Source organism: Dyadobacter sp. CECT 9275 (assembly GCF_907164905.1).
In the GTDB taxonomy this organism is placed as follows: Bacteria; Bacteroidota; Bacteroidia; order Cytophagales; family Spirosomataceae; genus Dyadobacter; species Dyadobacter helix.
In genome coordinates this window covers 732,222-746,459 of the sequence record NZ_CAJRAF010000002.1, presented here as the reverse complement: position 1 = coordinate 746,459, position 14,238 = coordinate 732,222, and the positions used below count along the sequence as shown (strand labels likewise).

Genomic DNA, 14,238 nt, shown 5'->3' with positions numbered 1-14,238 from the left:
AATTAAAATTGAACGTTTAATTTCAAACCAAGAGATGCTGTCCAGGGACCGGCATTCCAGCGGTCAAATCCCTGTGCGTAGGTTCCGCCTCTGCCACCTGTATATACAAAGGCAAGTTCCGGATCAATATCATTTTTGGCTTTGGTCCACAAAATGAGGTTTTTGGTAAACAGAGACAGCGATAAATTCTGTGCTTTTATCTTGTCCGTGAAGTTTTTAGGAAACTGGTAAGACAAAGCAAGCTCTCTCATTTTTACGTAGGAAGCGTCGTAGATCCAGTTATCAACCCCCTGGCTCCAGTAGCCGCCGCCCGGATCGACGATCAGATCAGAGGCAAATAATTTGGTGCCTTCCGCACCGAAATTTTCTACATAACCACCTTGTCCGTTCGATCTTACACCTGGATAAAAGGCGCCATTATTTCTGCCCGCCAGCGGGAATCCGCCGAGTTCGGCATTTCTTCCTCCCACCCATACTTTGTTGTCGCGGTATATCTCAGGGTTGTTTTTTATCTCCGCAGCAAGTTGGTCGTTATTGCCATTGAAACTGTTATTCCCCAGGATTCCGCTAAAGGTACTTGAGCTGATACCATTGTGCCAGTCCTCGATCAGGCCACCGCGCGCCAGGCGCAGCATGGTCATAGAATAGTACTGGCCGCCTTGCCGCCAGTCCAGGTTGGCCGATAGAGTGAAATTTTTGTAAGTAACCGAAGTCTGGAATCCTACAAAGAAATCGCTGATCACGTTTGCGATTTTCTGCATCTGCGTGCCTCGCTGGCTTCTTCCGTTAGCGTCCAGTAGCGGCCATCCCTTGTATTCCCCATCCGTTACACGCAGGATATCATAGCCATAAAGATCCCCGATGTTCTCGCCGACTTTTGTTTGTGCATAAATACCCGTCTGGCTCCAGAAGGAATAGGTATTGATACCATCAGTCAGTTTTTTTAGCTTGCTACGGTCTTTGGTGAAGTTAATATTAAAGTCCCAGCTGAAATCCTTCGTCTGAACCGGTTTTGCCCAAAGTTCAATTTCAAGCCCTTTGTTTTCCACCACACCGGCATTTACCTGTGCGGAGGTATATCCGCTGATGTCTGCAATGGGTACGTTCAGGATCTGGTTTCTGTTTGCAACTTTGTAATAGGTAACATTCAAACCTGCCTTTTTCCTGAACATCGCCAGATCAAAACCAAATTCAGATGAAACGGCGTTTTCGGGTTTCAGATTTACATTGGGCATGACAGTGTTTCTGGCATAGGTTTCATAATTGGCCCAGTTACCTTTTACAAGCGTTTGCCCGAGCCGGTAAGGGTCGGTATCCTTGCCCACTTCTGCCCATCCTCCCCGGAGTTTCAGCATGGAGACAGACTTGGGCAAATCGAACATGTTATTCACTACCAGGCTAAGAGATGCCGAAGGATAAAAATAAGAACGGTTATTGGCAGGCAACGTACTGGACCAGTCATTTCGTCCGGTAAGATCCAGATAAACAAAATTTTTGTAACCCACCGACGCAATTCCATAGGCGCTGTAAACCATTTTCTCCGAAAAACTATTGCTGTAGGAAACATTGGCCCTGTCAATATTACTGGAGGTATACAACCCAGGCAGCAGCAGATTCTGGCCGCCGATCGAGCTGGCCGATCCTCTCAGGTAAAAGATGTTCGCACCCACTGAAGCATTTACAGAGATATCCCTGATGTCCTTTTTATAAGAAAGCAGGAAATCGGTATTGGTTTCTTCGCGGTAGTTCACCGTCGACAGGTAATATCCTTTCGGGTACCATTTGTCTGAATATGCTTCGCGCTGCTGTACTTCATTGTTGGTTTTGCTGTTCCCAAGCCTACCCATCAGGCTGAAAGCTTCACTCAGTTTCCAGTCAAATTTGGCATTGCCGTACACACGCACCATTTTAAACTGGTCGGTACTTTCGTAGGCGGTATACCATGGATTGTCGGTGCTGGCTGTAACGCGACGCTGTAGTACGTTTGGGTCCACCCAGTAATCCTTCAGGTCGTTTACGTTCACATGAGGCGGAACGAAGAAAATATCTTCATACTGGTAGTCATCCAGGGATTGCAGCGCATAATTGTCAGACCCCGAATTGACGATGTGGACATTAGCCGAAAGTTTGAATCTGGGCGTTACGTTGTAGGAGGCGGCAAAGTCAAAGGCATTTTTCTTAAGTTCGGTGCCCGGGTAGGTACCGGTTCCTCTCATGTCTGAAAGCGACATCTGGAAACTTCCTTTCCCGCTGGAACCTGAGACACCGATATCGTTAATGAAACTGTTTCCGGTGCGGAAATAGTTTTTCTGATTATTCGGATAAAATTTAAGCGGAACCGACTGCCCGTTGCTATTCCATTGTACGGCATTGGTGCCTTCCTCAGGGCCATACCAGTGCGTGAAGGCAGATTCGTTAAATTCCCCGTTTCTGCCAGACGTAAAGCGGTTCTGTGTTTTGATATAGTGATAGGGGATACTGGCCGTGTAACCGGAGTTAAAGGTTACGCCAATCCCTTTTCTGCCTGTATCACCATTTTTTGTCGTGATGATCAGCACACCGTTGCCTGCCCGCGAACCGTACAATGCCGCAGCGCTCGGGCCTTTAAGGACGGATACGCTTTCGACATTATTGGCATTCAGGTCGGCAATAACGCGGGCGTCATCTCCAACGGGCACACCGTCGATTACGATGAGCGGGGAATCTGCGCCTGCCAGTGACTTTTTCCCTCTGATAATCACCTGTGTTTCTCCGTTGAGGTCGCTGTTGCTGTTGCTGATTTTAAGACCCACCACTTTGCCTGTGAGGGCGTTCAGTACGTTTTCCTGCGGAACTTTCTGGATGGCCGATCCCTTGATTTCGCCAACGGCATAACCCAGTGAGCTTTTTTCTCTGGAAATACCAAGGGCTGTTACCACCACTTCGCCCAGTGCCTTGACGTCGGCCTCCATGGTCACATCCACCACGGATTTGTTACCCAGCATTATTTCCTGCACTTTGTAGCCCACATAGGAGAAAATAAGTGCCCCGTCTCCGTCTGGCAAAGTGAGGCTGTAGTTACCGCTCGCATCGGTTACAGTACCCTGTGTTGATCCTTTCAAAAGAATGCTAACGCCGGGAAGCGCTTCACCCGATGCCCGGTCCTTTACGTTTCCCGAAACTTTGCGGTCAATGGGCCCTTGCGGGTCTGTTTCTGTGTTGCGGTTTTCGTTTCCCTCTTTTTCAGGCATTTTGAAAAGAAGTATCTGCCTGCCCGAAACCTCATACGTAACATGGAGCGGGGTTAATAGTTTGCTTAATACATTTTCCAGCTGCTCATTGGAGGCATTCACACTCACAAGGGCCGATGATTTAATTTCCAGCGGATTATACATAAAATTCACGCCGGTACTATGCCCGATTGCGGACAGCACCTTTTTTAGGGGCCTGTCATCCATTTTTACGCTTACTTTTCTTTCAAGAATATTCTGTGCGGCCAGTTTGTCATTGGCGAGCGCAAGACCGGAAAAGATAATAGCGACACAAATCTGCAATGCTGTTATTTTCATGGTGGTCCGGAAAATCGCTTTGAAGCATAAATTTTTTTTCATACGTTTAAATGTTTTTTGTTCGATCAAAAAAATTGGACAAAAAACCCCACACCGCTCCTGAAAAGGAGCGTTCGGACAACCAACGAAATGTGAGGTAGAAAGCTAATGATGTCGCAACCATCATTAGCTTTTTGTTTTTGGGTAGGATTAAATCATAAATTAATAAGGGTTTAGGAAGTGAAAAGATTAAAGGGTTTAGGTATATTTTATTTTTAAGATTTTACTGGATGCCCCTGCATCCTTTGCTGTAGATTATTACTTTCCCGTCCATCATTTCATAACGGGCAGAAATAATCCTGGAAACCAGGTCAAGCCCCTGGTACAAAGTCACGTCGGTAAGGTTGGCCGTTAAAAAGCAGTTGGCAAGCACTTTTTCGTCATACACAATTTCGATCCCATACGCTTTTTCCAGCATCGCAAATACTTCTGTTACCGGTGTTTCGTCGAAGGTAAGCTGTGGCGGAACGGGTGCTATGATCTGAGGATCTTCCACAATGCGTTTTCTGAGCTGCGGCTCCTCTTTGCCGTAAATAACTTCTTGGTTCGGCGTAAGGATGACCCCGACCATCTCCTTCGAGTTCAGTTTCTTAACTCCAGCCTGGTCCTTGCTCGAAAAAACAGATACACGCCCGGTTTTAACAGATACCCTCGTCTGGCTTTCATTTTCATAAGCGGTAACCGTAAAGCTGGTGCCCAATACTTTGGTAATGAGGTCGTTGGCGAAGACAATGAAAGGGCGGTCGGGATCTTTGGTAACTTCAAAAAAACCTTGCCCTTTTAAATGCACAGCCCGGCTTCCTTTGCCGAATTCAGAGGGATACCGCAGTTCACTTTCAGGATATAAAACCACAGTACTCTCATCACTTAACCGAATGGTTTCAGGCTGGTTGCCTTCGTTGTGCCTGATAATATCATTTTCGTGAAAGGCATATATTTCGCTTTTGTATTCCTGAACCTGCTGTACAGAGCCCAGCTGGAAGCCCGGCAGGAAGCCTGGCTGGAAAAACCAGCGGATGCCCATGGTGAGGCACAGGATGGCTGCCATGCTTGCCCCGATCCTGAGCCAGTTAATGTTCCCTTTCAGCGATCCTTTATCTTGCTTTATCAGCCTTAATGTGGATTCCACCTGGTTTTCAATTTCTGCATTGGTGGGTAGCGTCACTTTTTCCCTCAGTGCAAGCAGCATGGCAGCGGCGTTGGCTACGATCAGCGATTTATCTTCGTGATGCAGCAGCCATTGCTCCCAGAATAACTTAGCCTCCTCGTGCTGGTCCAGTACCCAGGCACGGAACAGGGGATCGGTCAGAAAATCTTCGGAAGAAAAATCGGCGTAATTTTTCATGACGTAAAACAGGCTTACAATTCAGAGATGCATCTGGAGAGATGCAGATACCATAAAATCCGTAAAATATTCTGATATTTTTTTAACGTACTGTATTTCAGTTCATCAAAACAGAAAATAACAGGCTGATGAAGGTGGTCCTGCCGTTTCTGCGCAGGTAATCGAAGGCCATCTGAAGTAAATTGGAGACTGTCTGGGGGGCAATCGCCATGAGTCCGGCGATTTCTTCCCGCGTCAGCTCCTGGTAATATTTAAGGTATACCACTTCGCGCTGGCGGCGGGGAAGTGCATTGAGCATGTTGGCCATGTCACGCGTGCGTTCTGCCATACTCTCTTCTTTGATCATCCACCATTCCGGAGAAAATTCAACGGAAAGGTCCGTTTCATCTAAAAAAGTGGTGTCATGCTGCCGGAAGAGTTTGAGCTTACTCCCGTTCCTGAAAACTTTACGGCGCAGACAAATGAAAAGGTAAGCCCGTACGCTGTCAGGTTCCGAGAGCTGCTTTCTTTTGTTCCAGATTTCGATAAAAGTGTCTTGTATACAGTCTTTTATGAATTCTTCATCCTTTATAAATTTATATCCGTAGTTTAATAATGGTTTGTAATGACTGCGCATTAATGCTGCCAAAGCAGCTTCGTTACCTTCAGTAAGTTCCTTCCACAGGTGGTGTTCCTCCTCCCGGTCTGCAAAGTGTTTTGGCTCAGTCATATCCACTTTATGTACTTATGCTTTTCTGGCTACACCCAGGGTGTTTGTCTTCTTTTTTGATTGAAGGAGTTGAGGCTTATAGTCTTATGGCTTCTATTTTTTGCCGGTATAATTATATATCTCTGTTTTATAGTGTTTTACCTCTCCTAATTACTCCGAAAAATCTGAATTGGCTATGGAAGTAATTACAAAAAATCGGTTTTGTTCCAAGTTCTTGAAAATGGAAAACAAAAACCCCGGAATGTGCCGCATACGGCTGGATCCGGGGTTTATTATTTTTCAACGGGATGATAAACAGAAATGCGGCCTCTTTCCGAAATCCTAGGGCCAGGCTACCAGGTTTCCGCTGCTGTCTGGCGTCGGATGCTGACTCCTGGAATAGTTATAATTTGATTCCGGGTTTCACTCCTGCGGAAGAGCGTGGTTAGTAAGGGTTTTCCGGGAAGTGAGGAGACGATCGACCTGACTGCCCGGACAGTACCCCTTCGTTTACTTTATTTCGGTGAAGTAAAATCCCCAGGCTCTTTTAAGCTGGTCTACCTTCACGAGGATCGTATTTTCTCCTTTGTCCATCGGTACCGAAATCAAATCCTGATTGGGTTCCGCCTTTCGTGAAACGGGACGGTCCAAAACCTGCTTTCCGTTGATCCAGACCCGTACGCCATCATTACTTCCCACACCAAATTTCATGGTTTTAGCCTCCGGTAAAGTCAAGGTACGGTAGGCATAGGCAACTACATCTTCATTTCGGGTAAACATCTTGCCAAAGTCAATATAACCGGAAGTGGCATCTTCTGTCTTTTGCCATTTAACACGGCTGCCCGCGGTTCCGGTATAGGACGCCTGGGCGTCAAACTTTTGTTCAGGACCAAAAACGGTAGACAACCCTTTCCCATTTGCGTTATCAAATGGGCCTATGATCCACCAGTCGGTATAGAAGGTATCCGCACCTTTCACTTTTTCTATGAATTTGCCCAGGTTACCATAAGTTTCAGGCATATCCCCGACGGCCGTGATGCGGTGGCGGTCTATGATTTTATTAAAGCGTTCAAATGCCGCAGGCATAGCTTCTTTGCTCAGGTAGGCCGTTCCGCCAATGGAATAGAAATAAAGCTGGGTATATAACACCGGCAGGTAAGCCAGTTCCACCCGGCGGGTGAGGCTGGTATCTCCTTCTGATTCTTTTAGTGCAAGGCCAAACAGGCTGTCAGCTTTCTGGATCGTTTTCAATCCCAGATAGTGGACTTCCGTAGGTTGTGACCAGATACTGAAATGCAGGCTATCCGGTTTTACCTGCTCATGCAGGAGTTTGATGTAATCACTAATGTGAGGTGCTGCCTTGCCGTATACGTTAGAGACGAATTCATCCACCAGCGCCGTGGCGTCGCGGTCGGCATTCCATAAGAGTTGCGAAATCACCCAGGCACGGAGCTCCGAAAACTCTCCGCCGCCATTTTCGGGAACATTGTTGCCTTGTGCGAACATACCTTCTACGCCGCGGTCGGCATACCATTTGATGTCATTCTTGAAACTTTCAAAATTGGGAAAGGGCATCAGGTACTGAGAGAAATCAGTGTAGTAATCCCAGATAGAAATACGTTTGGAAATTTTCTTCCATTCGTTAAACCGATCCCTGAATGGCTTGTGATTTTCACATCCTTCCATCGGATGCGCCGAGCAGTAGTTATAATGGCATAAGCGGATGGTCACATTATCACGCGGGCGGATGGTTTTGGGCGGAACTTCCGTGTAAGCGTAGGCAAAGGTCTGTATCTTGATAGCAGGATACACTTTCCCGACGGTATCGGCAATCTGGTTCACAAAAGTCAGCAATGAACCAGACGGGCTCCCTTCGCGGTCATCAATGGCTTTGCAGTTTGTACATTCGCAATTGCCTTCTCCGTCACTCTGATCAACCGAAAACACATTTACCTCAGGGTGTTCCCTGATCCAGGTGAAAACCTGGGCCGTAGCAATTTTAAGTACTTCGGCATTGGTAAGGCAAAGCTGAATATGTTTTCCTGGCAGACGTTTTCCTTTTACTTCCGCAAAGTATTCGGGATGTGTCGCGAAGTACTTCTCCGAAGGAACCAGCTGCATGGCTGTATGGGCAAAGGGGTGGGTAATATAACTTCCACCCAGTGAGTCAGGTAGTGGTTTGATGCTGGGGTTCAGCCGGTTGTGCATGGCCCATGCAGGATCGTATGCCTCATGGTACCAGGCTTCACGATAAACAAAAGTGGGTTTCTGGCGGTCCTCGATTTTACCCAGTGAAATCGTCTTCTGCTCTGGTATTTTAATTACTTCCCGGGTATACCAGCGGCAGTTCAGGTAGTCAGACAGGTAACCGATCACGCCGTATAAAGTACCTCTGGTACCGCCTCCGGCGATCAGGAGCTGATCTCCGTCCGAACGGATGAGGTATTCCTCGTTGACAAACCCGCCGGGGTTGATATCTTTCAGTAGTTTTTCGGGAGCATTTTTAAAACCGACATAGATTAACCGAGCTTCCGGTTTGGCTTCATGAACGATCTCCATTTTATAGCCGCTTACTTTTTCAAGATATTTCTGGAGTTCTGCCGCTGCAAGGTGTTCCGGTTTGGAAGCACTGTCCGAAACAAAGATTTTATAATCACTTTTTCCGTCGGAAATTAACTTACTCCCTGAGGAACAGCCAGAGAAGAGGAAGCCTGAAAACAGGCTGAATATTAACAGTAAATATTTCATTTAAAAAAGGTTAAACAGCTTTGGTTTAAGGTTTGAGTCAAATTGTTCAAGTGTTGTTCAGTTGAGTTCCGCAAAATAAAATCCCCATTTTTTACCCAGCTGATCCACTTTGACAAGAATCGTATTTTCTCCTTTTTTCATTGGGATACTGATCTTATCTTCGTTCGGTGTGGCCGGCCGTGAAACCAGCCGATCCAGTACCAGCCGATTGTTGATCCATACTCTGACGCCGTCATTACTTCCGATACCCAATTTCACAGTTTTTGCTTCGGGGAGCGTAATGGTGCGGTAGGCATAGGCTACCACATCCTGATTGGGCTTAAATAACCGGGCAAAATCAATAAATCCTGACTCCGTGTTTTCATATTTTCTCCATTTCACATCAGCCCCTTTCCCCGGATAAGCCTTCGTGGTATCAAATTGCTGTTCAGGCGGATATACTCTGGAAAAACCTTTTCTGCCTTCATTATCAAATGGGCCGATTACCCACCAGTCGGACAAATACTGATCTTTGGACTTGACAGACCTTATGAAGTTCTGGAGGTTGCCTGGCGGCAGCGCTACTACGCCCAGGCTGGTGATACGTTTTCTTTGAATGATTTTTTCAAAAGTTGCCAAAGCAGAAGGAACCTGATCCCGGGCAAGATATGCCGACCCGCCGATGGAATAGAAATATAACTGAGTGTACAAAACAGGCAGATAGGCTAGTTCAACCCGGTTATAAAGTGCGGTATCATTTTTAGCAGCGTTTTTGGCGAGCGTGAAGAGGCTGTCAGCAGTTCGGATCGTTTTTGAACTCAGGTAATTCACATCTTCCGGGTCTTCCCAGATGCTGAAATATACGCTGTCGGGCTTTACCTGATCATGCAGTAATTTGATGTACTGACTGATGAAGGGAGAGGCTTCTCCAAAGACATTTTCAACAAACTCGTCGATCAGTTTTTGCCCGTCTCTTTCGGGATTCCAGAGCATTTGAGAAAATACCCAGGCGCGTAATTCGGAGAATTCACCGCCGCCATCGCTGTCCACGTTGTTGCCTTCGGGAAATAAGCCGATTGCCTTGCGATCGGCATAGAATTTAGGATCATGTTTGATGGTTTCGAAGTTGGGGAAAGGCAACAGATACCGCTCAAAATTGGTATAGTAATCCCAGATGGTAATCCTTTTGGCTATTTTGCTCCATTGATCCAGCCGTTCAATATAACGTTTGTGGTCGTCACAGGCCCCCAGTTTGTGCGCCGAACAGTAATCGTAGTGGCATAAACGGATGGTAACATTATCGGCCGGTTTTAATGTTTTCGGTGGGATTTCTGTGTAGGCATAGGCAAGGGTCTGCAAAGTTACTTCCGGATATACTTGGGCCACGGAGTCGGCGATCTGGTTTACAAACTGAATGAGTGTTCCCGAATGGCTCCCTTCACGGTCGTCGAGTTCCTTACAATTCTTACAGGTACAGTACCCTTCACCATCATTCTGGTCTACTGTGTAAACACTGGCCTCCGGATGCGTTTTGATCCATTCAAAAACCGTAGCCGTTGCAATTTTTACTACCTCAGGGTTGGTCAGGCACAGCTGCCCGCCCATGTTGGTTTCTTTGATTAAACGTTTGCCATCCACTTCGGAAAAATACTCAGGGTGCGTTTTGCCGTACTTCTGAGGAGATACCAATGCATAAAACGTATGTACAAACGGATAGGCAATATTGCCTGACCCCAGCGAATCAGGTATCTGACTGTGATTGAAGCGGTTATGCAGTGCCCATTGCACGTCGTAGGCTTCGCGGTAGGACATCTGGCGAGCCTCCATAACGGGCTTTTGGCGATCCTCGATTTTGTCCAGGGAAATCGTTTTCTGCTGCGGTATTTTCGTGACTTCCCGGGTATACCAGCGGCAGCCCAGGTAGTCGGACAGGTAACCGATCACCCCATATAACGTACCTCGCGCACCTCCTCCGGCGATAAGGAGCTGATCTCCGTCGGACCGGATGATGTATTCCTCTTTCCCAAATTCCTTGATTTTAAGGTCTTTCAAAAGGGATTCAGGTGCTCCCTCGAAGCCGACACAGATCAGTTTGTCGGCCGGCTTCGCCTCGTGAACAATGGGCAATACGGCGCCGCTGATTTGCTGAATATACTTTTGTAATTCCTGGGCTGCGTATGTTTCCGGTTTTGAAGCTTTTTCTGAAACAAAGATTTTGTACACGCCCGTGCCTTCCGAAACCAGTTTGTTCCCGGAAGAACAGCCATGCAGCAGACAGGTCGTAAGTATTATAAATAGGTATTTCATTGATTATGAGAGTTTTTTCGGGTGAACGCCGCCCTTGTTCCGTTTGGATTAGCTTACGGTTTGGCGGTCAGATAAAATCCCCATTTGTTACCCGTCTGGTCAACTTTTACCAACAAGGAGTTGTTCCCCTTTTTTAATGGTACTGTAATCAAGTCATCGTTAGGGGTGGCCGTCCTTGATACCAGCCGGTCCAGTACGAGTTTTCCGTTGACCCAAACCCTTACGCCGTCGTTACTTCCCACGCCAAGTTTTATCGTTTTTGGTGCGTCCGCATGAATATTTCTGTACGCGTAAGAAACCGCATCTTTGTTGTCCTGAAACAGCTTTGCGAAATTGATATAACCCAGGGATTTGTCGCTATACGCCCGCCATTTCACCTGTGCACCGTTTTTGCCGGTATAGGTCTGCGTGGTATCAAATTGTTCTTCCGGAGGATATACGGTTGCAAATCCTTTTCGTTCGGCATTGTCAAAGGGGCCGATGATGTGCCAGTCGGTTAAGTATTGATCCGCACTTTCCACCCTCGTCAGAAATGCCTGTATGCTGCCCCAGTCCGCGCGTTCCGCAATTTGGGTGATTTGATTAGCAGCGATCAGTTTTTTAAAATAGGCCACCGTTTCGGGCAGTTTGCCCTCTTCGATATAGGCAGTACCACCCATTGAATGGAAATAAAGCTTGGTGTAAACAACGGGCAGATAGGCTCTTTCAACCCGCCGGAGTAAGGCAGTATCTTTTGCTGAAACCTCTTTGGCGAGTGCGAAAAGGCTATCCGCTTTTTGTATGGTTTTCAGGCCCAGGTAATTCACATCTTCGGGTTCTTCCCAGATACTGAAATACGTACTCTCAGGTTTCACCTGGTCGTGTAACAGTTTGATATAAGCATTGATATAACCGGAGGCATCTCCATAGACATTCTCCACATATTCATCGATCAGTTTCTGACCGTCCAGTTCCGGGTTCCACATCAGCTGGGCAAAAACCCAGGCGCGGAGCTCGGTAAATTCTCCATTTCCATTGTCGGGTACATTATTTCCTTGTGCAAAAAGTCCGACCACCCCACGATCCGCATAAAATTTTACATCATGTTTTACGGTTTCGAAGTTCGGGAAAGGCATCAGGTACTTGGCGAACTGTGTGTAATAATCCCAGATCGTAATTTTCTTTGATATTTTTTTCCATTGCTCCAGCCGGTCGATATAACGCTTGTGGTCCTCACATTTTCCCAGAGGGTGTGCCGAGCAGTAGTCGTAATGGCAGAGCCTGATCATGACATTATCGGCAGGGCGGAGGGTTTTGGGAGGTACCTCTGTGTAGTCGTATGCCAGTGTCTGGAGTTGTATAGCGGGGTGTACCTTCGCTACAGTATCGGCGATCTGGTTCACAAAATGGATGAGTGTGCCCGACTGGCTGCCTTCTTTTTCGTCCAGTTCTTTGCAGTTTTTACAGGTACAATAACCGCCGAAATCATTCTGATCAATGGAGAAAACATTGGCCTCCGGATGCGTTTTAATCCATTCAAAAACCGTTGCCTTGGCAATTTTGACCACCTCAGGGTTAGTCAGGCATAACTGGGAAATGGCGCGTTTGCCATCAACTTCTGAAAAATACTCCGGATGAGCCCCAAAGTATTTTTCAGGCGGAACCAGCTGATTAAACGTATGCACAAAAGGAAAAATGACGTAACCGCCACCGAGGCTAGCGGGCATGTTGTAGCTGTTAAGGCGGTTATGCAAGGCCCAGGTGGTATCATAAGCCTCCCGATAATGCGGCTGGCGATACTCCAGAGCAGGTTTCTGGCGGTCTTCGATCTGGCTAAGCTCAATGGTTTCTCTGGACGGAATTTTGACTACCTCGCGGGTATACCAGCGGCAGCCGAGGTAATCGCTCAGGTAAGAAACAACGCCGTACAAAGTGCCTCTCGTATTCCCTCCGGCAATCAGCAGGTTTTCCCCATCGGACCGGATAATAAACTCCTCGTTACCAAAAGCTGCCGTATCCAGGTCTTTGACAATGGACAGGGGGGCTTCTTTAAAACCGATGTAGATCCGCTTTTCTTCTGGTTTAACTTCTTCAGTAATTTCAAGATCACAGCCGCTGATCTGTTTAAGATACTTTTTGAGTTCTGCGGCCGCATTTTTCTCGGGAGCCGTGGCTGTCCGGGACACAAAAATTTTGTAGTCACTCTTTCCCCCCGATATCAGTTTACTGTTTTTTGAACAGGCATTGAGTAAAACCGTAGCAATGGCTAATACCGCCAAAAAACTCCGGAATCTGTTTGATGGATAATTTGTAGGATAATTCATTTTTAAAGGTTTAGGATAAATTGGTTTTGGCCCGCTTGCCTAGCGCAGTAAATACAGTTTCCCCTCTCCCGGCAGAAAAGTTTCGGTGATGGTATGTTCCCGTGCATGGAAGGGAGCCTTTTCGGCCTTGCCGGTGATGGCGGAAATGCGGGCTACTTTTTTTACGCTCTTGTTTATTCTGAAAGTAAGTTCCCGTGCCGTACTGAACGATTTGTTCACGGCCATGACGTACTGATTCCCATTGCGCCTATCGCGGTACAAGGAAAGTATCACTTCGGATTTGGAATCAGCAGGCAGCCAGATGAAATCGGCAGGCGGTTGTTTTGTTCCCATCCAAAGGCTGTCGCCCGAATGGTATACCTGCTTCGCGTCCAGATGAATCAGCGTTTTGCCAAGTTGTTTCATTTCAAAGTTAAGCGCCTTGAAAGGTTCATACAGATCTGTTTTCTGTCCCAGCGAATCAATAACAGAATTCATGAATTTCTGTTCACCCTGCCCGGTAGGCGTGGCATAGCAGAACCATACGGGATTTTTGATGCCATAGGCAAGGTTTGAATAAACGTTCAGGCGCATTTCGCCCGGGGTAGGACGGCGGTACAGATTCATAATGCCAAAGGATTGCAGGTAACTGGACGTTTTAACATCGTATTTCAAACCTGCCCGACGGATGATATCCAGGTTGTTGTAGTACGACTTTTCCAACCGACCGTTTTTTTTATAAGGATATATATCAAATGAAAGGTACTTGAGATGCTCTTTCCCTACACCTTCAATCCATCTTTCCACATAACCATGCTCATAGTTTTTCAGGGCGAAGTCCGGAAAGAGGTTCACATGAGGTACCTTTTCAGGATCAAGTGCTGCGATGGTCCTGTAAGTTTTAATCGCCCAGCCGAGCGCCGCGCTATCCGGCTCGTCGCGGATGTAATACCCTCCTGTGGCGGGATGGTGGCGGTAAGTTTCCACCATTGCTTTGATATCTTCATCACTGCCTGTCACCCGCGGATCCGAAACATACACTTTCATGCCATACTTGTGCGCAAGTTCCAGCATTCTGAGGTTTTTTTCTTGTGTGTTAAGATCCGTGCTGGACACGTTCTGCACGATGTCCACATGCGTTTCACTCAGTATTTTATATTGCTCGTCGTTGGTATATTTCCAAACCGGCGGCCAGAAAATCCCTATCTTGAATTCGTCTTTTTTTTGCTGTGCGCTGCAAAAGTTTGTCAGAGAAGATAGTAAGTATAAAATGCTGAAAATCAGATGGCGTTTTTTCATTTG

General features: G+C 46.9%; 7 protein-coding genes. All 7 read right to left on the bottom strand.

From position 1 onward, the window contains the following. Positions 1 to 2 precede the first annotated feature (2 nt). The 7 genes from KOE27_RS11240 to KOE27_RS11210 all read right to left on the bottom strand — a co-directional run bounded on the left by KOE27_RS11240 (position 3) and on the right by KOE27_RS11210 (position 14,235). Complete coding sequence (locus KOE27_RS11240; protein ID WP_215238979.1) at positions 3 to 3,590, bottom strand: SusC/RagA family TonB-linked outer membrane protein; 3,588 nt, start codon at positions 3,588 to 3,590, stop codon at positions 3 to 5. Positions 3,591 to 3,810: 220 nt separating this feature from the next. Next, a complete protein-coding gene (locus KOE27_RS11235) occupies positions 3,811 to 4,932 on the bottom strand; it encodes a FecR family protein (protein ID WP_215238978.1) in 1,122 nt (373 codons plus the stop codon). 97 nt (positions 4,933 to 5,029) lie between these two features. Beyond that, on the bottom strand, positions 5,030 to 5,641 hold the full coding sequence (locus tag KOE27_RS11230; protein WP_215238977.1) for an RNA polymerase sigma factor: 612 nt from the start codon (positions 5,639 to 5,641) through the stop codon (positions 5,030 to 5,032). A gap of 489 nt (positions 5,642 to 6,130) precedes the next feature. After that, positions 6,131 to 8,368, bottom strand: a complete 2,238-nt coding sequence (locus KOE27_RS11225) for a DUF4838 domain-containing protein (protein ID WP_215238976.1) — start codon at positions 8,366 to 8,368, stop codon at positions 6,131 to 6,133. Positions 8,369 to 8,425: 57 nt separating this feature from the next. Continuing rightward, positions 8,426 to 10,654, bottom strand: coding sequence for a DUF4838 domain-containing protein (locus KOE27_RS11220; RefSeq protein ID WP_215238975.1), 2,229 nt, complete (start codon positions 10,652 to 10,654; stop codon positions 8,426 to 8,428). A 53-nt stretch (positions 10,655 to 10,707) separates the two neighbouring features. Next, positions 10,708 to 12,957 carry a DUF4838 domain-containing protein gene (locus tag KOE27_RS11215; protein WP_215238974.1) on the bottom strand — a complete coding sequence of 750 codons (2,250 nt, stop codon included), beginning with the start codon at positions 12,955 to 12,957 and terminating at the stop codon, positions 10,708 to 10,710. A gap of 39 nt (positions 12,958 to 12,996) precedes the next feature. After that, positions 12,997 to 14,235, bottom strand: a complete 1,239-nt coding sequence (locus tag KOE27_RS11210) for a beta-galactosidase (RefSeq protein ID WP_215238973.1) — start codon at positions 14,233 to 14,235, stop codon at positions 12,997 to 12,999. Between the last annotated feature and the right edge of the window lie 3 nt (positions 14,236 to 14,238).

Coding starts and splice junctions, on each gene's coding strand:
- KOE27_RS11220 (WP_215238975.1), bottom strand. CDS start 10,654: ATGAAATACCTATTTATAATACTTACGACCTGTCTGCTGCATGGCTGT.
- KOE27_RS11225 (WP_215238976.1), bottom strand. CDS start 8,368: ATGAAATATTTACTGTTAATATTCAGCCTGTTTTCAGGCTTCCTCTTC.
- KOE27_RS11215 (WP_215238974.1), bottom strand. CDS start 12,957: ATGAATTATCCTACAAATTATCCATCAAACAGATTCCGGAGTTTTTTG.
- KOE27_RS11230 (WP_215238977.1), bottom strand. CDS start 5,641: ATGACTGAGCCAAAACACTTTGCAGACCGGGAGGAGGAACACCACCTG.
- KOE27_RS11240 (WP_215238979.1), bottom strand. CDS start 3,590: ATGAAAAAAAATTTATGCTTCAAAGCGATTTTCCGGACCACCATGAAA.
- KOE27_RS11210 (WP_215238973.1), bottom strand. CDS start 14,235: ATGAAAAAACGCCATCTGATTTTCAGCATTTTATACTTACTATCTTCT.
- KOE27_RS11235 (WP_215238978.1), bottom strand. CDS start 4,932: ATGAAAAATTACGCCGATTTTTCTTCCGAAGATTTTCTGACCGATCCC.